Below are 23,085 nucleotides of genomic sequence, written 5' to 3'. Positions count from 1 at the left end.
ATTCGTATGCCCCTCCGTATATCTCCTCGTACGCCCATGAGCCGTACCCCCACGAGGAACGACGGCCCCGACCCCTGGCTCGCGCAGGCCCTGCCCCGGCTGCGTGGGCTCGAACCCACCCGGAGTTATGGGTACGCCGGTGAGCTGCTGCACGATGACGGCCGCATGGACATGCAGGCCTATGGCGCGCGCGTCGGGGATCTCGCGACCCGGATCGGGGAGGCGCTCCTGGCGTACGGGGCCTCCGCCGAGGAGGCGGTCGCCGGGATGCTCGTCACCGCCGAGACGTACGGGCTGAGCTACTGCGAGCCGAGCGTCACGCTCGCCGAGGTGTCGCTGACCGCCTACGCGCCCGGCGAGCTGACCCCGCTCCACACCAGCCGCGTCATCCGCAAGCACGCGACCGATTTTCGGACCCTCGCGAGTATCCACAGGCTTGTGGATCGCATCAGCGGGCGTGCGGGGCTTTCGCTGGACGAGGCGCGGGCGCAGGCCGCCCGGATCCTCGACGTGCCCGCGCCGCGGGGGCGGTGGGCGCGGTGGCGCGTGCCGGTGCAGACCGCGTTCGTGGCCGCGGGCGTGAGCATGGTGTTCGGGGGCGGGCCGCGTACCGCCCTGTGCTCGTTCGTGGCCGGGCTGCTCGGGGCGCTGCTCAGCGGGTGGCTGGGGCGGCACGGGGTGCCCGCGTTCTACCGGTTCGCCGTGGCCTCGATGCCGGCCGCCGTCATGGCCCTCGCCGTCAGCCGGGTCGCGCCGCCGTCCGTGGTGCAGGCCATCGTGATCGCGGGGGTGATCGGGCTGCTGCCCACCGTGACCTTCGTGAGCGCCGTGCAGGACGCGCTGACCGGGCACTACCTGACCGCGATGGGGCGGTTGCTCGATGCGCTGCTCGTCTTCGCCGCCGTGGTGACGGGCGTGGTGACCGTGCTCGGGATCGGGCATCTGGTGGGCCTCGACGTGCCGATCGTGGCGTCGGCGACGCGGGCCGAGTATCTGGGCGCCCCTGCCCTGGGCGCCGTCGTTTTTGCGGTGGCTGTGGCGGCGCGGGCCCGTACTCCGCGCCGCGACTGGCTGCCCGCCGCGGCGCTCGGGCTCGGCGGGTTCGTGGTGTCCGTGGAGTTCCGGGTGCTCGGGTTCTCGTCGCTGGTCGGTACGGCGTTGGTGGCGGCGGCGGTCGGGGGCGCCGGGCATCTCGTCGCCCGGCGCCGGCGCGAGTCGGCCGTGCCGCTCGTCGTGCCGGGGATCGCGCCCTTGCTGCCCGGGGGCGCGCTCTATGTGGCCCTGGGGGCGTTGGCCTCCGGCCGGACCACGATGGGGGTCGGGGGGTTGGTCAATGTGGCCGCGGTGACGTTGGCTCTGGCTGTGGGGGTGGGGTTGTCGGGGGAGGTGGGGCAGCTGGTGCGGAGGGTTCGCGCTACCAGCCCCTCTGGGGGTACCTCCCGGCGTTAGCCGGGGGAGTTTGCGGAGCGGGGTCCGGGGCCGAGCCCCGAGACCTCAGCCGCGACCCCGGGTGCCGAACAACCGCCCCGTCCGCCTGCGCACCACCGACGCCACCCCCCTCACCCCCGGCGCCGTCCGCACCGCCAGTGACCCGGAGTGCGTCGCGTAGGGCTGGACCAGGAGGATTCCGTGGCGGCGGCTCGGGACCGCCACGCGCTGGAGGAGGCCGGGGCCGCGGACCGCGTGGGCCGTGGTGTCGCGGTGGGTGCCGTCGGCGAAGCGCAGGCGCAGACGGAGGTCGAAGGTGCCGCCGCGCGAGGCCGGCGAGGACAGGTCGAGCGGGGTCGAGGCCACCCACGTCCCGTCCTCGGCGGGCTTCTCGCTGCCCGGCCCGTCGGCGAACTCCGCCGTGCGGCGCTGGACCACCTCCCCGTCGCGCCGGTCCACGAGCTCCACGTCCACCGTGCGCGGCCCCGCGTCGGCGACCCGCCCGTACAACTCGTGCAGCCGGAGGGTGAGTTGGGTGCCCCGAGCGCCCGGGCGCAGTTCCCCGTCGACGGCGAGCGGGAGCAGGTCCGTCGGGCGGTGCAGCAGGTGGGCCAGGGAGACCTGGGGCAGATCGGCGGACCAGACCGGCGTCCCGTCGGGCGTGCGCGCGTACGGGGGCAGGAGGCGGGCCGGGCGGGCGGCGAGCTCCTTGACGCGGGGCAGGTCGCGCGGGGTCCCGGAGGCGAGGAGGAGGTGGGCGAGTACGCGGCCGGGGGCCGGTGCCGCCTCGAGGTCGGCGGGGTCGAAGGACTCCAGGTGGGCGCGGGTCCGCGTCCACCACGCGGCGCGGTACTCGGGTCCGCGCAGATCGAGTTCGCGGGCGTACATCCGCAGGGAGTGGTCGACGAAGTGGGCGCGGGACGCATGCCCCAGCGGCTTCTGGGAGGAGCCGAGGAGGATCTCGACGGCGGCGCGGTGGGCGTCGATGCGGGCCTGCCAGTTGTCGATGCCGGCCCGGTCGAGGGAGAGGGAGAGCTTTCCGGCCGCCCGGCGCACGTGCCAGACGTAGACCCGATCCGGGATCAGGGCCATGCGCGGACCCGCGGCGAGCACGCGCGCGGTGAAGACGAAGTCCTCGTAGACGAAACGGCCGTCGGGGAAGCGGATCGCGTGCGTGCGCAGGAAGTCCGTGCGGTACAGCTTGTTGACGCAGAGGGTGTCGTGAACGAGGCGCGGGTGGTCCACGGGGCGGTCGATCGCGGACGGCTTCGCGTAGAGCTCGGGCTGCCACAACACCTCGCTCCCGGACGGGAGTTCGCGCCGGACGCAGAGTCCGGCCGTGACCTGCGCGCCGTGCTCCACCGCGGCGGCGAGGAGCGCGTCCACCGCGCCCGGCGGCAGCACGTCGTCGCTGTCGAGGAACATCACGTACGGGGACGAGGCGCGGTCGATCCCGTCGTTGCGCGGGGTGCCGCAGCCGCCGCTGTTCGTGGCGCGGTGGACCACCGTCAACCGCCGCTCGCCCGCGGCCAGTTCGTCGAGGAGCGCACCGCTGCCGTCCGCCGAGCAGTCGTCGACCGCGATCACCTCGCGCACGGCGGGGCCCTGCGCGAGGGCCGAGCGCACGGCGTCGGCGACATGGGCGGCGTCGTCGTATCCGATGACGATCACCGTCACAGAAGGCGCGTCGGACTCCACGTCGATGTCCACACGGAGAGCTTAGGAGGGTTTGGGTAATTGCTCCGTAAGCATGAGGTTTTACTCTTTTGTGGCTGCCCACAGGGAACGGAAAGAGAGCCAAACCCCTCCAAGGAGAAGGCCGTTGCGCACCACCATCACGGCGACGCCCGTCCACGTCCCGGCCATCACCTCCTCGTACAGGACCGGGTACGCGAGCGCGCTGACGCCGGCCGCCGCGAGCACCAGGCACGCGACCGTGCGCTGCGTGGTGTACCGGGAGGTGAGGCAGACAGCGGAGAGGCCGAGCAGCCAGATCAGGTACTGCGGGCTGATCACCCGGCTGGTGACCGTGAACATCAGCGTGGCGCACAGCGCGGCGTCGTACGGCGTCGCCTGCGAGTACGCGCGCGCCCGCACGCGCCACCACAGCAGCAGCCCGAAGGCGACCGCGGTCAGCGCGAGCGAGAGCGTCGCCACGACACCGACGTACGGTCCGACGAACTCCATCGCCCCGTACTGGTACCGGACTTCGCCGGACCAGCCCGCCCGGCGCGCGAGCGCGAGCGCCGTCCCGCCGAGCGACTCGATCTGCACCCCGCGCCCGCCCTGCTCGCGCAGGAACGAGAACGGCGCGCGGAACGCCACCGCGAGGACCAGCAGCATCGCCGCCCCCGCCACCAGCGCGGACCCCCACGCCTGCCGTGTCGTACGTCCCCGGGGAGCGCCGAGGAGCGTCAGTGCGGGCCACACCTTCACCAGGGCGCCGAGCGCGGCGAACGTGCCCGCGACGCGCGGCGCCCGGTGCAGCGTGAGCAGGGCGAGGACGGCGAGCGCGGTGACCTCGATGTCGTAGCGGGCCAGGGGGATGTGCAGGAGCAGCGGCAGGCCCGCCGTCCACAGCCAGGCGCCGCGGCGGTCGCGGTCGCCGCGCACGAGGACGTACGTGACCAGCGCGTCGGTGGCGAGGGTGAGCGCGACGAACGCCTGGAAGTAGGTGAGGCCCGGCAGCGCCCCGGGCGCGAGCAGGACCGGGCCCGCGCCCGGCGGGTACTGCCACATCGGGTCGCCGGTGGGGAACGTGCCGTGGACGAGGGTGCCGTACCAGTGGGCGTAGAGCCCGTGCACCTCGCGCGCGACGCCGCCGACCCCGAGCGGATGCGCGTCGTCGCGCAGGAGCAGCAGGAGCATCGCGGCGCGGGTGAGCAGCCAGGCGGCGGGGAGGGCGGCGCGGGCGATGCGGCCGGGGCGGACCCAGGTGGCGTGGATGGGGGCCAGCGCCGTGGGGCGGTCCCGGCGATCCTGGCGGCCTTGGCGTTCTCGAGTGTCGACTGTCACGCTTCGGGAGCGTATGTCCCGATTGTCGGCATGTCTCGTATGTGTCGACGTATGTGCCCATGTAGGCGCCTATGCATGTGCCTACGTGAGTGCCGCGCGGTCCAGCGCTTCGGTCAGCCGGTTCAGGCGCTCCCGCAGGTCCTCGATCTCGGACAGCTCGAAGCCCGTGGCCTTCCCGATCCTGCGCGGGACCTCGGCGGCGGCCTTCTTCAGGTCGGCCCCCGCCTCCGTGAGCGTCACGTTCACCGAGCGCTCGTCCCGCGCGCTGCGCTCGCGGCGCACCAGCCCGTTCGCCTCCAGGCGCTTGAGCAGCGGGGAGAGTGTGCCCGAGTCCAGGCGCAGGCGCTCGCCGAGCCGCTTGACCGGCAGGCCCTCGTCCTTCGGGGCCTCCCACAGGGCCAGCATCACCAGGTACTGGGGGTAGGTGAGGCCGAGGTCCTTGAGGAGGGTGCGGTAGACGCTGCCGAACGCGCGCGACGCGGCGTTCAGGGAGAAGCAGATCTGCCGGTCGAGCCTCAAGTAGTCGTCAGTACTGGCCATGGGTCCAGGGTAGCCGATGGCGTCATTGAGTTGTGCACAATTGAATTGCGTGCTCTAATCAAGGCATGGACACTCTCTACACCGCAGTAGCCACCGCCACCCACGGCCGCGACGGCCGCGCCGTCTCCTCCGACGGCGTCATCGACCTCCAGCTCGGCATCCCCACCGCCATGGGCGGCAACGGCCAGGGCTCGAACCCGGAGCAGCTGTTCGCCGCCGGTTACGCCGCCTGTTTCGGCAGCGCGCTCGGTCTCGTCGGCCGCGCCGCCAAGGTCGACGTCGCCGACGCGGCCGTCACCGCCGAGGTCTCCATCGGCAAGCAGGGCGAGGGCTTCGGCCTCGCCGTCGTGCTCCGCGTCGAGCTGCCCGACTCGGTCGACGCCGAGACGGGCCGCAAGCTGGTCGAGCAGGCCCACCAGGTGTGCCCGTACTCGAACGCGACCCGGGGCAACATCGAGGTGGACCTCGTCATCGAGTAGTTCCCGGCGCTCTTCAACCCCGTCTGGGCAGGCCCCCGTTGACCCGTGCGAGCACCTCGCCGGTCCGGGGGCTCCAGGCCACCATCACTGCCTCCGGGGGCAGCCGCCGGCTCTTGTCGAGCAGCAGCCAGTGCACGTCGTAGCGGTGCGCGATGGCCATGCGTTCCGAGCGCGTGGAGGCGGGCGAGAGGTATGCGCGTACGGCGGTCAGGCGGCGCTGCCGCTCCCGCTCGTCGAGGGACGGGTCCGGCCAGGCCGGGGCGAGAAGGTTCGGGCCGTAGCCGGGCAGCGAGCGGGCCGCCCGGGAGTCGTCCGTCAGGACCACGTCGCCCGGCGGGACGTGCTGCGCCGCCCAGGTGTACGTCGGCCACATCAGGGGCTGCCGCAGACCCCACGGCACGAGGGCCCCGCCCTGCACCGTGAGGAAGCCGAGCGCGGCGCCCGCCGCCGCGAGGGCGCCGAGAGCGCGGCGCGGCCGGAGCCACGGGCGCGGCGCCGCCAGGGCGATCGCCAGGGAGAACTGGAGCGGGACCAGGGTCAGGCCCATGATCCGGCCGTACGTGTAGTGGCCCGTCGCCCAGCCGTACGCGATGGCGAGGACGTCGAGCGCGAACATCACCGCCAGGGGGTCCCGGTGGTTGCCGCGCAGCCGGCGCCACAGGACCGGAAGACCGAGCAGGGCCAGCCAGAAGCGGCCCGGCATCCCGGTGTACAGCTGCTGGTGGATGGCGTCCACGCCGGTGTCCCCGGCCAGGGACAGGACGTCGTAGTACGGCCACGCGACCGCCGTCGCCACCGCGGTGGCCGCCGTCGCCGCCCACCGCGGGCCGACGCGGGGCAGCCCGACGGCCAGGACGCCGATGGCCGCCGCCACCGCGGAGATCGGGTGGATCAGCAGGATCGCGCCGAGGAGCACGCCCAGGCCCGCGTACGACCACCAGGAACTCGCGCGGCGCAGCAGGCCCGCCCAGGCCCACGCCCAGAACGCGAGGCCGATCGCGAACGTCGACGGATAGCCGAGGTTGCCCGTCATCGAGAGCAGGCCGAGGAACCCGCTCCACCAGGCCGGCTGCGTGCCCCACAGCAGCGTCATCGCCAACAGGGCAAGCACGGGCGCCCATTGACGGGACGTCAGGGTGCGCACGAAGCGGTTCAGGCCCGTCAGGAGCACCAACAGGTTCAGCGGGCCCGCCAGCTTGACGACCTCCCAGCCGGCCAGGTGCGTGAGGCGGGCGAAGACGCCCTGCGCGACGGCGTACGGGGAGTAGTACGGGCTGCCCGCGCCCGGCAGGTCCACCGTGGGGTGGCGGGGGTGGAGCAGGCTCGCCCTGAGGCGTTCGACGACCGCCGCGTGCTGGCCGAAGTCGCAGCACACCGGCACCCGCCAGTACGCCAGCGTCATCACCAGCCAGAACAGGCCGCCGACGACGAAGAACGGCGTCGGCCGCCAGACGCGGCCGCCCCGCAGCGCGGTGGCACCCCGCACCGCGCCGCGGGTGGCCGTGGAGACGGTCATCGCATCAGCCGTTCCACGACCCGCTCGGCGGCGTGCCCGTCGTCCAGGTCGCAGTAGGCCGCGCGGAAGGCCTCGTACGCGGCCGCGTGCCGGGACGTGACCGTGTCCAACTCCCGCAGCGCGGACACCACTTCGTCCGTCGTCGACAGCAGCGGACCCGGCGCACGGTCCTCGAAGTCGAGGTAGAAGCCGCGCACCGTGTCCCGGTAGTGCTCGAGGTCGTACGTGTGGAAGAGCATCGGGCGGCCCGTGTGCGCGAAGTCGAACATCAGGGAGGAGTAGTCCGTCACCAGCACGTCGGCGATGAGCAGGAGTTCGGCGGCGCTGGGGTGCGCCGTGACGTCGCGGACGAAGGGGGCGCGGGCGCCGCCGAGGCGGCCCGTGGCGTGCGGGTGCTTGCGGACCAACAGCACGTGGTCGGCGGCCAGTTCGCGCTCGGCGGCCGCGAAGTCGAAGGCGGGCTCGTGCCGGAAGCGGCCGGGGGAGTGCGCGAGGTGGTCCCGGTACGTGGGGGCGTACAGGACGATGCGCTTGCCCGGGTCGATGCCGAGGTCGCGGCGCAGCCGCCCGGCCCGTTCACGGGCGGCGTCCGGGGCGGCGAACAGGACGTCGTTGCGCGGGGAGCCCGCCGCGAGCACCTCCCCGTCGTAGCCGAGCGCGCGCGACAGGTGCGGCGCCGACCAGCGCGACGGGGCGACCAGGACGTCCCACTGGCGGGACAGTTTCGGCAGCAGCGCCAGCTGGTCGTGGTCGGCGTACAGGGTGTCGGTGAGGTCGGCGCCGATCCGCTTGAGCGGCGTGCCGTCCCACGTCTGTACGACGGTCTGGCCCGCGCGGCGCTCGAAGAAGTCCGGCAGATGGTGGGCGGTGACGATCCGGCGGCAGCGGGCCAGGGCCGCGTACCAGTCGGCGGAGAACTCCTCGACTCCCCGTGCGGACGGCGGCACGTGGGTGCGGCCGTCGCGGGTCACCCACAGGTGCTCGACGTCGGTGCCGCGCCGCACCAGCTCCGCGTGGACCGCGCGCGGCGAGTCCCCGTCCACGTACAGGACGGCGTCGCGCAGCGGCAGCAGGCGCTGGGCCGGGTAGTGGACGGTGCGCAGGCGGTGGCGGCGGTAGGGGCCCCGGTCGGCGGAGGGCAGGGCCGGGCCCGCCTCGACGAGGAGGCGGTCGCCGAAGCGGCGGTCGAGGGTGAACTCGCGTGCGCTGGAAGGGTAGTGGCGGGGGAGCGCGGCGCCGATCGAGGTCAGGACGCGCACCGGGACACCGTCCCCGTGCCGGTCGTCGGCCTCCCTGAGGAACGCGTACCAGCGGCCCTCCCACAGCCCGGCCGGGTCGACGACCGCCCGGAAGCGGCCCTTCTCGTGGTCGGCCGGGGTGCTGATCTCCTCGGTGGTCGAGCTGTGGCGCAGCACGAACTCCGGTTCCCGCCAGCCGAGTTCGGACGCCGTTCCCTCCACGACGAGCGAGCCGTCGCCCGCCCAGCTCGCCAGGTCGGCGACCGGCTGCCGGGTCAGTTCGACGACGAGCTGCCCCTGGTCGTTGGCGGTCGCGCACAGCTCGCGCCCGGCGGCCGCGTACCGGCCGGGCGGCAGGTCAAGGGCTGCTGCGACCGAGCGCGAACTGCCGTCCGGCAGCCGGAAGTTGACCTGCCAGCGGTCGCCGTGCTGCGGCTCGACCTCCTTGGGCGCGCGGTGCGGCGGCTGCGCCACCGCCGCCAGGTCCGCGAGCGGCACCCGCACCAGGAACCGGCCGCCCGCGCACGTCACCGGACAGCCGAACTCGGTGCCCGAGTGCGGGTGCGTCAGACGCAGGGTGCGCGGCTCGCAGCCGTTCAGGAGGCGCCCCGCGAGGACCATCTCGCCGCTGTCGGCGTCGTGGTGGTGGTCGTCGGCGAGCGCCGCGTACGCCACCACCTTCAGGACGAGGCGCCCCTTGGCGTAGCCGAGGACGAGCCGGGTGCCGTCGCCGAGGTCCCGCACCAGGTGCTGCTGCGCCGAACCGTCGAGCGCGCGCAGGGCCGCCCGGCGCAGCTGCCCGTGCCCGGCGACGACGACGCCCAGGTTCCAGGTGCCCGGCCGCCACCGCCCCTTCACCTTCAGCTTCTCCGGGTCGATGGTCATCTCGAACCCGGAGTGGTCGTAACTGTGCATCTGCTGACGGGAGTCGGCCGTGGCGAACGGATCGTCCACCGTCCGGGTCGGCACGCGGCGCAGCGCCGTGCGGCTGTTCGTCGCCTTCAGCAGACCCGTCTTCACCGAGTGCCCCGGCTTGGCGGCCTCCAGGTTCTTCACGTACGCGTAGCCGCTGATCCGCAGCTTCCCGTCCGCGCCCCACGCCGTCTCGCGCACCCGCGCCACCACCGGCAGCTCGCCCTTGCCGACCTTCGTCAGGCCCTCGGGCAGCCGGTCCAGGCCCGGGAAGTCGGCGGTGCGCCGCAGCGCGCCGCGGACCGTGAACGCCCCGTCGCCCGCGAGGAGTTGGATGAGGTCGTCGAGGCGGCGTTCGCGCACCAGATGCCACTTCACCCGCAGGTCGAGCGGGAGCGAGGCGGCCACCGCCGGGTCCGCGCGCCCCAGGAAGGCGGCCGTGCCGTCGAGGAACGCCGCCCGGTACTCGGGCCCGCCCGAGGGCAGCCCGTCGAGGAAGTACACGAAGTCGTCGCGCAGGCAGGACGTGTCGTACGTGCGCTTCAGCTCGGGCCGGTCGGCGAACCGCTCGGCGAGGAAACGGCTGACGTGGTCGCAGGCCGCGATCCGGTCGCGCACGCCCCGCACGTCGCTGCGCCGCCGGGTGATGGACCCCTCGCGGACCCGCCAGTAGTAGACGTGGCCCGCCAGCACGTCGACGCTCCCCGCGAGGAAGTGCGCCGGGATCATGACCGGCGTGTCCTCGTACAACTTCCCCTCGGGGAAGGTGAATTGGTGCTGCTCCCAGAAGGTGCGGCGGAACAGCTTGTTCCAGGCGACGCGGTCGGACAGGAGCTGCGGGTCGCGGGTGATGTGCGTGCCCTCGCGCGGCCGCGTCAGCCACCGGTACTGCCAGGCCTGCTCCCGGCCGCGCTCGGTCAGCCGCCACACGTTGCCCGTCGCGAAGTCCGAGCCGGTCCGCTCCAGGCTGGCGGCCATCCGCTCGTACGCGTCGTGCGGCAGGACGTCGTCGCTGTCGACGAACGTGAGGAACCCGGTGGCCGGGTTGCTGTGCCGCACGCCGGTGTTGCGGGCCGCGCTGAGGCCTGCGTTGGGCTGGCGGACGTAGGTGAACCGGGGGTCCTGTGCGGCTCGGTCCCTGGCGATCGTGGAGCTGGCGTCGGTCGACCCGTCGTCGACCAGGACGACCTCCAGGTCGGTGAGCGTCTGGGCGGCGATCGAGTCGAGGCAGTCGGGGAGGTAGGGCTCGACGTTGTGAATCGGCACGATGACGCTGACGCGGGGCGGGATATTGGTTCGGGGCATTTAGTTGGTTTGCCCGGGTATGTGCGATATTTCGCCTCGGGTGGGCTGAGTGGGTGAGGTGGGTGTGGCCTTCCCTCGCGGGGCTCCGCCCCGGACCCCGCTCCTCAATCGCCGGAGGGGCTACTTTTTGCCAATGCCCCGTATCTCCCTAATCGTCCCCGTCCATCGCGTCCAGGGTTATCTCCGTGAGTGCCTGGACTCCGTCCTCTCGCAGAGCCACGGTGACTGGGAGCTGCTCGTCGTCGACGACGCCTCGCCCGATGCCTGTGGGGCGATCGCCGCGGAGTATGCGCGACGCGACCCGCGCGTGCACCTCGTGACGCTGGACGACCGCGTCGGCGTCGGCGGGGCCCGCACCGCCGGGGTCGCGCGGGCCGGTGGTGACTACCTCCTCTTCCTCGACGGCGACGACACGCTGCTGCCCGGCGCCCTCGCCGCGATCGACGCCGCGCTCCGCGAGGGCGGTGACCCGGACGTCCTGGTCTACGGCCACGACCGCACCGACTGGTGGGACAAGGTCTGGCGCAGCGGCGACGACTTCGAGGGCGGCGATCCGCTCGGCCTCACCCCCGCCGCCTGGAACCGTGCGATCCGGCGCGACTTCTGGACCGGGCACGGCCTCGCCTTCGCCTCCGAGGGGCCGTACGAGGACGTGGTCATGGCCCATCGCGCCGTCCTGGAGGCGGCCACGCTCGCCACGCTGCCGCGGCCCTGCGTGCGCTGGCGCCGGCGCCGGGCGGGTGCGCTCGCCGGGGCGCCGGGGCAGTACCACTTCGCCGTGGTGGAGCGCTACGGCGAGCTCCTCGACGCCGCGCCCGACGGAGCCCGCGTCTTCCCGTTCGCCGTCGCCCGCGTCCTCGACGTCCTCGACGACCCCACCCGCACCGAACCCGCCGACCGGCCCGAGCTGTTCCGCCTCGCCGCCGCCCTGCACCGCGCCCACCGACCCGCCGGGCACGCCCCCGCGGGCGCGCGCGAGCAGGCCCTCGCCGCCGGGTCCTGGTCCGCGTACCAGAAGCAGGAGAAGGCCAACAGCCGGAAGAAGGCGGTCGGTTCGAGCCTCGCGCGGCGCAAGAAGGCGCTCCGTGCCCGCGTCATGAGGGCCGCCTACCGCGCCGATCTGCGCACCGCCCGCCTCGACCCCGCCCTCGCGGTCTACGGCGCGTACTGGAACCGCGGCGTCAGCTGCAACCCCGCCGCCATCCACGCCAAGGCCCGCGAACTCGCCCCGCACATCAAGGGCGTCTTCGTCGTGTCGAGCCGGCACAAGGAGCGCGTCCCCGACGGCGTCCCCTACGTCATCGAGGGCTCGCGCCGCTACTGGCAGACCATGGCGACAGCGACGTACCTCATCAACAACTCCTCCTTCCCCGGCGGCTTCACCAAGCGGCCAGGGCAGGTCTACCTCCAGACGCACCACGGCACCCCGCTGAAGAAGATGGGCCTCGACCAGCGCCGCTACCCGGCCGGGACGCACGGCATCAGCTTCGACAAGGTGCTCGCCCACACCGACCAGTGGGACTACAGCCTGTCCAGCAACCCGCACTCCACACAGGTCTGGGAGCGGGTGTACCCGTCGGCGGCGTACGCGCCCCTGGAGCTCGGCTATCCGCGCAACGACGTCTACTTCCGTACGAGCGACGCCCGAATCCGCGACATCCGGCGGGAGTTGGGGATCGCGGACGGGCAGCGGGCCATCCTCTACGCCCCCACCCACCGCGACTACCAGAAGGGCTTCCTGCCCCGCCTCGACCTCGCCCGGTTCGCCGACGCGCTCGGCGGTGACCACGTCGTCCTCGTCCGCGCCCACTACTTCTACGGGACCGGTGCGGGGCTCGCCGACGCGCATCCCCGCCTGATCGACGTCACCGGGCACGGCCGCGTCGAGGACCTGTGCCTGGCCGCCGACGCGCTCGTCACCGACTACTCGTCCCTGATGTTCGACTACGCGTGCCTGGACCGGCCGATCGTCACGTACGCCCCGGACTGGCAGGCGTACCGGCTCGCCCGCGGCACCTACTTCGACCTGCTGTCGGGGGAGGAGGGGGACACCCCGGGCGCGGTCGCGACGACGCAGGACGAACTCGTCGAGCTGTTCCGGGACGGCGGGTGGGACACCGCGGGGACCAGGCGGCTGCGCGGGGCGTTCCGGGAGCGGTTCTGTGCGTACGACGACGGGGGCGCGGCCGAGCGCGTGGTGCGAAGGCTGTTCCTGAACGGGTGACCCCGTTTCTGAACGGGTGACGTTTGCGCGGCGCGTGCCTCGTGCGCCGCCGCGTTCGTCAGCCAGTCGTACAAGCTCGGCACATGCCGCTGAACATGCAGGTGGGAGCCGCGCGCGCCCGCGTCCTGGCCGTCGCCGTCCCCGGGGCCGTCGCACTCGTCCTCGCGCTGTGGGACGTCGACCGCGGCACGATGTGGCGCGACGAGGCCGCCACCGTCATGGTCGCCTCGCGCACCCTGCCCCAGCTGTGGCACGTGCTCGGCACGGTCGACGCGGTGCACGGCGCCTACTACCTCCTCATGCACTTCCTGCTGCCGCTGCACCCGGGCGAGGTGATGCTGCGGCTGCCGTCCGTGCTCGGCGCGAGCGCGACGGCGGGCCTGGTCGCGGCCCTCGGCGTGCGCCTGGTGCGGCCGCGGGTCGGCCTGTGGGCGGGCCTGCTGTACGCGATCGCGCCGTTCGCCCAGTACTACGCGCAGGAGGGCCGCTCCTACGCCCTGGTCGCCGCCGCCGCGGCCGCCTCGACCCTGCTGCTCGTGCGCTGCGTCGAACGGCCGTCGGCGCGGGCCTGGGCCGGATACGGGGCGGCCTGCGCCGCCACCGCCTGGCTGCACGAGTTCGCGATCCTGCTGCTCGCCGCGCACGTCGTGACCCTCGCGGTGACACGGGTGCCCGCGCGGGTGTGGCGCGGCTGGGGCGCGTCCGCCGCCTGCGCCGCGCTCCTCCTGCTGCCGCTCGTCGCCGTGACCCGCGGGCAGAGCGGGCAGGTCTCCTGGATCAGACGGCCGGGCCGGGAGGAGGCCGAGGTGCTGCTGCGCGCCACGACCGGCCACGACGGACTCCTGTACGCCGTCACGCTCGCCCTGATCGCGGTCGCCGTGTCCCGTCCGCCGCGCCGCCGGTCCGAGGGCACGTGCGGCCTGGTCGGCGTCGCGCTGCCGCTGGCCCTGGTCCCGCCGCTGATCCTGTTCGCCGTCTCCCAGTGGCATCCGCTGTACGCGTCCCGGTACACGCTCTTCGCGTTCGCCGGGGTGCCGCTCCTGGTGGCGGCGGGCGCGGAGACGCTGCTCGGGCGCGTGCCGCGGCTGGTCCCCGCTCCCGCGGTCCCGGCGCTCGCGGGCGTCGGCCTGGTCGCCGTCGCCTTCCTCGCGCAGCTCCCGCTCCAGGAACACCAGCGCTCGGCGAACGCCCGGCGCGACGACCTCGGCGCGGTCGCCCGCATGCTCGGTGACCGACTGAAGCCGGGCGACCCGCTGTTGTACCTGCCGAAGACCGGCCGCCGCTACGTGGAGGCGTACCCGGCGTCGGTCGCCGGCGTCCGCGACGTCTCGCTCCGCGTCTCCGGCGCCGCCTCCGGCACCCTGTACGGCCTCGACGTCGGCCCGCACGAACTCGCCGCCCGCATGGACTGCCTCCCCCGCGTGTGGGTCCTCTTCGACGCGGAGGCCGGCTATCCCGGCTGGCACACCACGTACACCTCCGAGAAGGCCAAACTCGCCGTCCTGGCACGGGACTTCACGCCGGTGACGCAGGTGCGGCGCAAGAGCGGGCTGTTGGTGCAGTACGTGCGGGTGGGCGGGGCGGTGCCGGGGTGCGTGGGCTGAGAGCCCGTCCTTGAGCCTCAGCACTGCTTCAGGAACGGCAGCTCGCCCCAGTGGTCGCGGACGACCGCCGCGTCGGGGCGCAGGTTCTCCCGCCGGGCGAGGCGCGCCGCCCGCTTCAGGCCCGGCGCGGGCACGCCGGGGCGGACCAGGACGCTCTGCCAGGCGGTGTCCGTGAACTGCATCCGCCCCGCCGGTACGAACCCCTGGGCGTAGGCGCGCTTCACCAGCGGCAGGGAGGTGGGCGTGGTGGCCCGCAGTCCCTTGGGGTCGTACGGGCGGCCCACCGCCACCACCATCTGTACGTCGCGGTCGGCGAGCCGCTTCGGCAGCAGCCCCCGGCCGAGATACGGGTCGGCGAGGCCGCGCAGGTCGTACACGTCGTGCCGGGCGCCCAGGCAGAACGGCATGATCCCGGCGTCACCGATCGCGACCGTGCCCCGAAATCCCTTGTCGTCCGCGACGGCCCGGCCGAGCGCTTCGTGCGCGTACTCCAGGCGGTAGCGGTAGGCGGCGATGGCGGTCAGTTCGCGCGGCGGGGTCACCGACACCAGGATCACGGCGACCGCGGCGAGCCCGAGGGCGGCCGGGGTGCGCAGCCGGTCCCCGCCCCACAGGACCGCCGTGAGCACGAGCGCCGCCACCGCCGCGAGGGCCGGGTGCCACTCGAAGGACAGGGCGGTGGCCGCCGCGAGCGCGGACGCGGCCGTGGACCAGGGCACGGTGCGCGGCGTGAGCGGCCGCACCAGGGCCACCACCGCCACCGGGAAGAGGATCTGCCAGGAGAACCGGTCCGCGTAGTTCATGGCGAGGACCGAGGCCTGGTACAGCCCGAGGTGGATGCCCGCCGCGCACACCGCGAGCACCAGCGGGGTCGCGTCGCGCAGCCGCTCCCGGTCCGCGCGCAGCAGCCACCGCCCGCCGAGCGCGGCCACCGCGAGGACGGCGGCGCCCGCCGGCGCCCACACCAGCGGGCCCGCCGCGAGCGCGGAGTCGATCCAGCCGCCGTGTCCGGTGGACTTCTGGTAGAAGGTGTTCGGGAAGAAGCGGCCGAAGTACCAGGCGCGCAGCAGCCAGTACGCGGCCAGCGCCCCGCCCGCCGCGAGCGCGAGCCACAGGTCCCTGCGGCGCCGCCCGACGGCGAGACCCCAGGCGTGGGCGACAGCGGCCAGGGCGATGCCCTCGGGGCGGCTCAACGCGAGCCCCAGAGCCGCGAGTTGACCCCACCGCGTGAGCCGCCCGTGCCGGGAGAGCAGTGCGAAGGGGGCCGCGGTGAGCAGCGCGAACGACACCGTCTCCAGACCGCTGAAGAGATGCACGAAGAACACCGGGCTCAGCAGCGCGAACGCGCACAGGGCGAGCCGCTGCCGCCGCGGCACGTCGAGCCGCGCGACCGCGACGACGTACCCGACGAGGATCGCGGCCGAGACCACCTTGAAGAACAGCTCGACCGGGATCCCGAGCAGTGCGGGGATCACGGACAGGCCCGTGTAGAGAGGATTGGTGTACGCCTCGACGCGCACCGCGGACGCCGACGGATTCCAGTTCCAGACACCGGAGTCGACGAGGTTCGCGCCGTAGCGCCAGGAGATGAAGGCGTCGTCGACGGTGTACGGGGCGAAGCACAGGGCGAGCGCGGCGCCCACCGCCGTGAGCACGGCGAACAGGGCGGGCGCGGTGTAGCGGTGAAGTCTCACGCGGGCACTGTGCGGCCTGTCTCCGGAGACGGCCAAATCGCTTTATCCGATACATCAATCGATGGGGTGATTGCGTAAAGGGCCGGAAAACTCCCGGCAATGCGGGGGAGTTGAGCTTCAGCCAAGTTGTCACCTCCGGACGGAGTGATGTTCATGAGCGGGGCTCCCGCACCGATCCCGCCCGCGCGCCCGGTCATCGGAGAATCCGAGATCCAGGCGGCCGTACGCGTCCTGCGCGGCGGCCGCGTCGTGCAGGGGCCCGAAGTCGCCGCGTTCGAGGCGGAGTTCGCCGCGCTGGTCGACGGCCGCCACTGCGTCGCCGTCAACTCGGGCACCTCCGCACTTCAGTTGACACTCCTCGCGCTCGGCATCGGCGCGGGCGACGAGGTCATCGTGCCCTCGTTCTCCTTCGCCGCCACCGCCAACGCCGTACGCCTCGTGGGCGCCGAACCGGTCTTCGCCGACATCGACCCGCGCACCTACTGCCTCGACCCGCGCGCCGTGTCCGCCCTCGTCGGCCCCCGCACCGCGGCGCTCATGCCCGTCCACCTGTACGGCCACCCCGCCGCGATGGACGAACTGACCCCGCTGGTCGAGCGCCACGGCCTCGCCGTCGTCGAGGACGCCTGCCAGGCGCACGGCGCCGCCCTGCACGCACGCCCGGTCGGCGCGCACGGCGCGGCGGGCTGCTTCAGCTTCTACCCGACCAAGAACATGCACGCCCTCGAAGGCGGCATGGTGTCGGTCGCCGACGCCGAACTCGCCCGCACACTGCGGCTGTTGCGCAACCAGGGCATGGAAGCGCGGTACGCCAACGAGATCGTCGGCGCCAACATGCGCATGACCGACGTGAACGCCGCCGTCGGCCGCGTCCAGCTGGGCAGCCTCCCCGACTGGACCGACCGCCGCCGCGCCCACGCCAAGCGCCTCGACGCGCTCATCACGGCGGACGCGGTGACCACGCCGTACGTCGCGGACGGGGCGCGCCACGTCTACCACCAATACACGGTGCGCATCGCGAACGGCCAACGCGACCACGTCCAGCGGCAGTTGGAGGCAGCGGGCATCGGCAGCGCCGTCTACTACCCCACCCCGATCCACCGCCTCGCCCCGTACGACACGGGCGACCAGCTGCCCGAGACGGACCGCGCCGCGGCCGAAGTCCTGTCCCTCCCGGTCCACCCGACGCTGACGGACCGCGAGATCGAGCGCGTCGCCGACGCGGTCAACTCCATCGCCGGGAGCCTGTGATGAGCGACGCACGACGACTGCGGGCCGGGCTCGTCGGCCTCGGCGCGATGGGCCGCAACCACGCCCGCGTCCTCGGACTGCTCGACGGCGTCGACTTCGTGGGCGCGCTCGACCCGGCGGGCGGCTCGCTGCCGAACGGCACCCCGGTGGTGCGGACCCTGGACGAACTCCTCGCCCTGCGCCTCGACTACGCCGTCGTCTCCTGCCCCACGGCGCTGCACGAGGAGACCGGCATGGCCCTCGCGGCGCACGGCGTGTGCGCACTGATCGAGAAGCCCCTCGCCCACTCGGTGGTGGCGGCCCGCCGCCTGGTCGACGCCTTCGAGACGGCGGGCCTCGTCGCCGGGGTCGGCCACATCGAGCGCTTCAACCCGGCGCTCCAGAGCCTGCGTTCACGCCTTGAGGCAGGCGAACTCGGCGAGGTGTTCCAGGTCGTCACCCGCCGCCAGGGCCCCTTCCCGCACCGCATCGCGGACGTGGGCGTGGTCAAGGACCTGGCCACGCACGACATCGACCTCACGGGGTGGGTCACGGGCCAGGAGTACGCGTCGGTCTCGGCCCGCACCCTGTCCAAGTCCGGCCGTGAGCACGAGGACATGGTGGCGGTGACGGGCGACCTCGCCGACGGCACCCTCGTCAGCCACCTGGTCAACTGGCTCAGCCCCCTCAAGGAGCGCTTCACGGCGGTGACGGGGGAGCGCGGCTGCTTCGTCGCCGACACCCTGACGGCCGACCTGACGTTCCACGCGAACGGCGCGGTCGCCACCGAGTGGGAGGCGCTCGCCGCGTTCCGCGGGGTCAGCGAGGGCGACATGATCCGCTACGCGACGCCCAAGCGGGAGCCGCTGCTCGTGGAGCACGAGCGGTTCAGGGACGCGGTGGACGGCAAGGCGGACGCGTCCGGGATCGTGACCCTGCGCGAGGGCCTGCGGACCGTCGAGGTCGCGGCGGCCGTTCTCGAGTCGGCGCGGGAGCGGGTGTCCGTACGGCTTCCGCAGGCGCGCAGGGAGGCGGCCACCGCCCGGCACTGACCGGCGAACGGGTGCGGGCGGGCGGCCGCCCGCACCCGTTCTTCGTCAGAGCCGCTGCTCCAGCAGCTCAGCCACCCGCTGTGCCGCCCGCCCGTCGCCGAAGGGCGCCCCGCGATCGACCGCGGGCACGGGACGCGTCACCGTGTCGGCCCACCGGGAGGGGCCGAGGCCCGCAGGGTCGGGCACCAGCACGTTCCACTCACCGGCCAGCGTCTCCGGCCACTCCGTCTCCGTACGCAGCGTCGTGCACGGGCGGCCCAGGAGGAACGCCTCCTTCTGGAGGCCGCCCGAGTCGGTGACGACGCCGCACGCGCCGAGGACGGCGGCGACCAGACCCGCGTACGGGAGGGGCCGGCCGACGTGGACCGCTCCCCGGGCCAGCTTCACCCCGTGCTCCTCGGCGCGGGCGAGCAGCCGGGGATGCGCCAGCAGGGCGACCGGGAGAGGGAGATCGGCGAGCGCGTCCGCCAGCGCCGCGAGGCGGGCGGGATCGTCGGTGTTCTCGGCGCGGTGCAGGGTCGCCAGGAGATGGGGCTCAACCGGGCTGATCCCGTCCGGGAGTTGAGGTGCGGGGTGGGTGCCCGCGAGCACCCCGTCCCGCATGCGCAGGCACGCGTCCACCATCACGTCCCCGGAGAGGGCCGAGCGGGCCGCGAGTCCTTCGGCGGCCAGGTGCCGCATCGCCTCCTCGGTCGGGGCGAGCAGCAGATCGGCGGCGTGGTCGGTCAGGACACGGTTGTGCTCCTCCGGCATCCGGCGGTTGAAGGAGCGCAGGCCCGCCTCCAGGTGGGCGACCCGCAGGTGCTGCTTCACCGCCGAAAGGGCGCCCGCCACCGTGGAGTTGGTGTCGCCGTAGACCAGGACCCAGTCCGGCCGTTCGGCCGCGAGCACCGGGTCGAGCGCGGCCAGCACGTTGCCCGTCTGCACCCCGTGCGTGCCCGAGCCGACGCCCAGGTGCACGTCCGGGGCGGGGATGCCGAGGCCGGTGAAGAACACGTCCGACAGGTCGGCGTCGTAGTGCTGCCCGGTGTGGACGATGACGTGCCGGTGACCGGCCCGCGTCAACGCCGCCGACACGGGCGCGAGTTTCACGAACTGGGGGCGGGCGCCGACAACGCTCAGGACCTTCATGGCGCGGGGGCCTCCTGGAGAGAGGAGCGGTAGGGCGAGGCGTCCAGTGCGGTGGTGGCCGTGGCCGCCGGGTGGTCGCGGGCGAGTCGCAGACCGAGCGGCACGGACAGCAGATCGGCGGCGACGATCCGGTCCACCCCGCCGAAGTCCGTGCCCCGCAGGGCGCGGTGCGCGGCCCGGCCGATCAGACGGGGCCGTACATGCCGGTAGACCGGCCAGAACAACCTGAGGTTCAGCACGCGGGCCAAGGCCTCGTGCCGGGCCGAGACACGGTCCAGGACGCGCTGCAGACGGCGCTTGCGCACGATGCGCCGCACGAAGCCGAGCACGGCCCGCGGTGCCGTGAACAGGACGGTGTTCTGCGTCCACTTGACCGGCGTACGGTCCTCGGCGCGCTTGACCACGTGGCAGTGGACGCGGCTCGCGTCGGGCAGCTCCGGCCACAGGTGCTTCTTCATGACGACGAGGTCGACGCTCGCCCCGTAGGACACGAGCTCGTTCACGAAGCGGCGTACCCCGGCCCTGGGCACCATCGAGCCCAGGGCCACGACGACGACGCGGGGGTGGTCCGTCACGATGCCTCCGCCAGTTCCCGCAGGCGTGCCTCCAGGGGGGCCAGCGTGGCCTCCCTGGTGTACCGCCGCGCGTACTCCCGTGCTGCCTGCCGCTCGGCGGGGGTCAGATCACGGGCCGCCTTGGCCGCCGCGACCATGGCGTCCGCCACCGCCGAGGGGTCCAGGCTGTCCGCGTTGAACCACAGCGGATAGCCGTCGAGGACGTCCCGCGCGGCGATGCCTGGGGCGTGCACCGAGACGATCGGACGGCCTGCCGCCATGTACTCGAAGACCTTTCCTGAGGTCACGTAGCGGGCTCCCGCGGCCAGGAAGACGAGGACGTCGCTGTCCTCATAGACCCCGGCCACCTCTGTTTTCGAGACGGGACCCCGGTAGCGCACCCCGTTGTCCGGGCCGCCCTCCGGGCCCAGCAGCCGCTGCCGGGCGGCCTCTTGCCCCTGTCGGAAGAACCCCAGGTGGCCGTGGACGTGGAGTTCCGCCGAGTCGAAGCCGGCGTGGGAGCGCAACCGGCGGAACGCGTCGACCATCTGCTCGACGGGCTGGACGCCGGTGATCGTGCCGAGGTACGTGAACCGCAGCGGGCGGTCGTGCCCGGTGCGGTGCTGCGGGGCATCGGTGAGGACGTCGGGATCCCAGCCGTTCGGCACGACCAGCATCCGGTCGGCCGCGTCCGGGTGGCGCCGGGCGTGCCAGCCGCGCAGTGCCTCGTTCACGAACACCGAGGCCGACGCCGACCGAAGAATGCGCCGCTCCCAGCGGTGCGAGGGGTGCCCCTCCGCCTGGGCGAGCTCTTCCGTGAACAGGTTCAGCGTCCACGAGTCCCGGTAGTCCACGACGTACGGGACACCGGTGGCCCGGTGGAAGAGCCAGGCGGCGGCGAACGAGGCGAACGGATTTCCCGTGGCGAGGACGACGTCGTAGCGGCGCCGCGTGTGCAGGGCGAGCCCGCGGGCCACGGCGGCGAGTGCCCAGGGCGAGTAGTTCTCGGGGAACAGCCGCCGCTGCGACCACTGGTGGAGCCGGTGGACCGTCTCCGGCCAGTTCCTGCGCAGCCGCCCGAACGTCCGGAGATCCTTGTTCAGCGCGTAGCTCGTCATGGCCGGACGCTCGATCCGGATGCGGGGGTCGACCGTGCCGAGCAGCTCTTCGTCGACGGTGCCCGTCACCTTGTGCAGGTACGCGACCGGGCTGGCGCACACGGTCACGTCCCAGCCCCGCTCGGCGAGATGGTTCGCGGTGGCGCGAGCCCGGTAGACACCGCTCGCGCGGGACGGCGGGAAGTAGAAGGCCAGATAGAGCACGCGCGGCGGATGTCGTCGACGGTGGGCGGTGAACACGGAGATCCAATCAGCGGGGAGGGAGGCTGTACGCCAGCGCCGGGGCGTTCGGGCCGTCCGCGAGGCGGGTGGCGTACGGGAGCGAACCGGCGTCGGTGACGACGACGAGATCCGCTCCGGTGCGGCGCGCCAACTGCCGTACGAGACGCCCTCGCAGGTCCGGGTACGCGCCGCGGTACACCGGCAGGAAGACCTTGCGGTGCAGCGGTCCGGCGACGAGCCGCTCGTAGGCCCGCTCCAGGCGGCGCACCGGAGACCGGAGGGGGCCCCGGCCCAGCGCGGCGGCGAGCAGCCGGGGCAGGCGGAACAGCAGCAGCCATTCGCAGCGCCGCGGCCCGTGCGCCATCTCCAGGGAGGACAGCGTGACGAGCTCGACCCCGGGCGCGAAGCGCTTCTTGCGCCAGTGCTCGGGGTCGGAGACGAGGACGGTCGCACCCCCTGCGGCCCTGGCCGCCTCGGCGCTCTCCTCGGTCACGGCGCGGCGCCGGTTCCCTTGTAGGGCAAGGAAGAGAACTCGCATCTCACACCTGTCGTTCGGGGGTTCGGACAGCGGCCTGGGCGGGCAAGGGCGGCGACCCGAACCAGTGCTCGTGATGGACACGGCCCACCGTCTCGTAGCCGTAGCGCTCCTCCAGGTGGAGCCGTGCGCGCGGCAGGTCGAGGCCGTGGGGGAAGCGGTCGCGCAGCCGGTGGTACCCCTCGACGATCGACTCCGCGTTCTCCTCGACGTCGATCAGGACACCGACCTGGTCCTCGATGCCGGCCAGGCTCTCCTGCGGACCGCCGCTGCGGGTCACGAGCACCGGGGTGCCCGCCGCGACGGCCTCGACGATGGTCATGCCGAACGTTTCCAGGCGGCTGGGGTGGACCAGCAGGTCGTGCTCGCGCATCAGCCGCAGCGCCTCGTCGGGAGGGACCGCCCACCGGATGGACACCGCGTGGGCGACGCCGAGTTCGGCCGCCCGCGTGCGCAGCCGGTTGGTGAGCTTGCCGCCGCCCACCATGGTCAGCCGCAGCTCGGGGTCCTCACGGTGGCACGCGGCGAAGGCTTCCAGAAGCCACATGACGCCCTTGCGTTCGATGAAGCTGCCGACGTACAGCCATCGGCGCAGAGCGGTGACCGGCACGGCGCGCGGCGCGTCGAAGGCGATCGGGTTGGGGATGGTGCCGATCTTCTCGGCATGGTGCGGAAACGCCTCGACCAGCGGGCGGCGCACCGGCTCACCCACCGCGAAGAACCCGGTGCAACGGTGCAGCACTTCGTCGTACAGCTCGCGCCCCTCGGGGTCCGCCAGCACCGCGGGCAGGAACGTGGCGTGCTCGGTGACGAAGACCCGCGCGCCGGGGCGCGCGTGCTGCAGCGCGAGCCAGCCGCCGCGCAGCCCCACGTGACCGTGCACGACGTCCGCGTCGATCGGCCGCCCGCCGAGCGCGAGGCCGAGCCAGTCCGAGTAGGCGCGCACGAACTCCGGCCACGACGACTTCTGGGGCGGAAGCACCGGCACGTGGACGAGCCGGGACCCTGCGACCCCCGGTACGGGACGCGCTACCGACGGCAGCAGCCTGCGGTGCGCCTCGCGCGCGGCGGCGTACTCCTGTTCGTCAGGGAGCGACCCCCACGAGTCGCAGTGATAGACCGTCAGTTCGCTGCAGTGCGGGGCCGTCGCCTCGACGGCCGCTTGGACGAAGGCACCGGCAAAGGGAAGTTCGGAAGTCGGATACCAGGGAGTGATCACGGCGACGTTCCTCGCCGGGTGCAGGTCCATGCGTCGTCGCCTCCACGGAGCGATGGCTCGTGTGAGCCG

The 23,085-nt window shown here is 73.4% G+C and carries 17 protein-coding genes; 6 read left to right on the top strand and 11 right to left on the bottom strand.

Going from position 1 to position 23,085, the window contains the following annotated elements:
- The first annotated feature begins 36 nt into the window (after positions 1-36).
- A complete protein-coding gene (locus ACIBUY_RS11585) occupies positions 37-1,449 on the top strand; it encodes a threonine/serine exporter ThrE family protein (RefSeq protein ID WP_399152458.1) in 1,413 nt (470 codons plus the stop codon).
- A gap of 45 nt (positions 1,450-1,494) precedes the next feature.
- Here ACIBUY_RS11585 and ACIBUY_RS11580 read toward each other — a convergent pair whose 3' ends face one another.
- From ACIBUY_RS11580 to ACIBUY_RS11570, 3 genes are all read right to left on the bottom strand, one after another.
- A complete protein-coding gene (locus tag ACIBUY_RS11580) occupies positions 1,495-3,138 on the bottom strand; it encodes a glycosyltransferase family 2 protein (RefSeq protein WP_399152457.1) in 1,644 nt (547 codons plus the stop codon).
- Positions 3,139-3,186: 48 nt separating this feature from the next.
- Complete coding sequence (locus tag ACIBUY_RS11575) at positions 3,187-4,383, bottom strand: glycosyltransferase 87 family protein (protein ID WP_399152535.1); 1,197 nt, start codon at positions 4,381-4,383, stop codon at positions 3,187-3,189.
- A 141-nt stretch (positions 4,384-4,524) separates the two neighbouring features.
- Positions 4,525-4,983, bottom strand: coding sequence for a MarR family winged helix-turn-helix transcriptional regulator (locus ACIBUY_RS11570; RefSeq protein WP_399152456.1), 459 nt, complete (start codon positions 4,981-4,983; stop codon positions 4,525-4,527).
- A gap of 65 nt (positions 4,984-5,048) precedes the next feature.
- Here ACIBUY_RS11570 and ACIBUY_RS11565 point away from each other — a divergent pair, with 65 nt between their 5' ends.
- The gene (locus tag ACIBUY_RS11565) at positions 5,049-5,462 is read left to right on the top strand and encodes an organic hydroperoxide resistance protein (RefSeq protein WP_365569972.1); all 414 of its coding nucleotides are present in this window, start codon (positions 5,049-5,051) and stop codon (positions 5,460-5,462) included.
- Between the two features lie 13 nt (positions 5,463-5,475).
- On the opposite strand, the gene ACIBUY_RS11560 is transcribed toward ACIBUY_RS11565, so the two are convergent.
- Both ACIBUY_RS11560 and ACIBUY_RS11555 read right to left on the bottom strand, forming a co-directional pair.
- Entirely contained in the window at positions 5,476-6,978 is a 1,503-nt protein-coding gene (locus tag ACIBUY_RS11560; protein WP_399152455.1) for a hypothetical protein, read from the bottom strand.
- A complete protein-coding gene (locus ACIBUY_RS11555) occupies positions 6,975-10,433 on the bottom strand; it encodes a CDP-glycerol glycerophosphotransferase family protein (protein ID WP_399152454.1) in 3,459 nt (1,152 codons plus the stop codon). The genes ACIBUY_RS11560 and ACIBUY_RS11555 overlap by 4 nt, the downstream gene beginning before the upstream one ends.
- A gap of 133 nt (positions 10,434-10,566) precedes the next feature.
- Between ACIBUY_RS11555 and ACIBUY_RS11550 the strand changes: the two genes are divergently transcribed.
- Together ACIBUY_RS11550 and ACIBUY_RS11545 are read left to right on the top strand one after the other, a co-directional pair.
- Positions 10,567-12,657 (top strand): CDP-glycerol glycerophosphotransferase family protein, encoded by a 2,091-nt coding sequence (locus ACIBUY_RS11550; RefSeq protein ID WP_399152453.1) that lies wholly within the window; start codon positions 10,567-10,569, stop codon positions 12,655-12,657.
- An 83-nt stretch (positions 12,658-12,740) separates the two neighbouring features.
- Complete coding sequence (locus ACIBUY_RS11545) at positions 12,741-14,261, top strand: glycosyltransferase family 39 protein (protein WP_399152452.1); 1,521 nt, start codon at positions 12,741-12,743, stop codon at positions 14,259-14,261.
- Positions 14,262-14,278: 17 nt separating this feature from the next.
- Here the strand turns inward: ACIBUY_RS11545 and ACIBUY_RS11540 are convergent, their stop codons facing one another.
- Positions 14,279-15,955, bottom strand: a complete 1,677-nt coding sequence (locus ACIBUY_RS11540; protein WP_399152451.1) for a hypothetical protein — start codon at positions 15,953-15,955, stop codon at positions 14,279-14,281.
- A gap of 153 nt (positions 15,956-16,108) precedes the next feature.
- Between ACIBUY_RS11540 and ACIBUY_RS11535 the strand changes: the two genes are divergently transcribed.
- Positions 16,109-17,206 (top strand): DegT/DnrJ/EryC1/StrS family aminotransferase, encoded by a 1,098-nt coding sequence (locus tag ACIBUY_RS11535; RefSeq protein WP_399152450.1) that lies wholly within the window; start codon positions 16,109-16,111, stop codon positions 17,204-17,206.
- A complete protein-coding gene (locus ACIBUY_RS11530) occupies positions 17,206-18,237 on the top strand; it encodes a Gfo/Idh/MocA family oxidoreductase (RefSeq protein ID WP_365569954.1) in 1,032 nt (343 codons plus the stop codon). Before ACIBUY_RS11535 ends, ACIBUY_RS11530 begins: the two co-directional genes overlap by 1 nt.
- 45 nt (positions 18,238-18,282) lie before the next feature.
- On the opposite strand, the gene wecB is transcribed toward ACIBUY_RS11530, so the two are convergent.
- The 5 genes from wecB to ACIBUY_RS11505 are packed head-to-tail and all read right to left on the bottom strand — an operon-like array spanning position 18,283 to position 23,046.
- On the bottom strand, positions 18,283-19,368 hold the full coding sequence (gene wecB, locus ACIBUY_RS11525; protein ID WP_399152449.1) for a non-hydrolyzing UDP-N-acetylglucosamine 2-epimerase: 1,086 nt from the start codon (positions 19,366-19,368) through the stop codon (positions 18,283-18,285).
- Complete coding sequence (locus tag ACIBUY_RS11520; RefSeq protein WP_365569949.1) at positions 19,365-19,943, bottom strand: hypothetical protein; 579 nt, start codon at positions 19,941-19,943, stop codon at positions 19,365-19,367. The genes wecB and ACIBUY_RS11520 overlap by 4 nt, the downstream gene beginning before the upstream one ends.
- Positions 19,940-21,280 (bottom strand): glycosyltransferase, encoded by a 1,341-nt coding sequence (locus ACIBUY_RS11515; protein WP_365569946.1) that lies wholly within the window; start codon positions 21,278-21,280, stop codon positions 19,940-19,942. The genes ACIBUY_RS11520 and ACIBUY_RS11515 overlap by 4 nt, the downstream gene beginning before the upstream one ends.
- Positions 21,281-21,290: 10 nt before the next feature.
- Positions 21,291-21,755: a hypothetical protein gene (locus tag ACIBUY_RS11510; protein ID WP_365569943.1), complete on the bottom strand. Its 465-nt coding sequence runs from the start codon at positions 21,753-21,755 to the stop codon at positions 21,291-21,293.
- Positions 21,756-21,801: 46 nt separating this feature from the next.
- Positions 21,802-23,046 (bottom strand): glycosyltransferase family 4 protein, encoded by a 1,245-nt coding sequence (locus ACIBUY_RS11505; RefSeq protein ID WP_365569940.1) that lies wholly within the window; start codon positions 23,044-23,046, stop codon positions 21,802-21,804.
- Between the last annotated feature and the right edge of the window lie 39 nt (positions 23,047-23,085).

The sequence above is a fragment of the Streptomyces sp. NPDC050085 genome (assembly GCF_044460595.1).
In the GTDB taxonomy this organism is placed as follows: domain Bacteria; phylum Actinomycetota; class Actinomycetes; order Streptomycetales; family Streptomycetaceae; genus Streptomyces.
The sequence above is the reverse complement of the archived record's forward strand: the minus strand, read 5'-3'. Positions and strand labels throughout refer to the sequence as shown.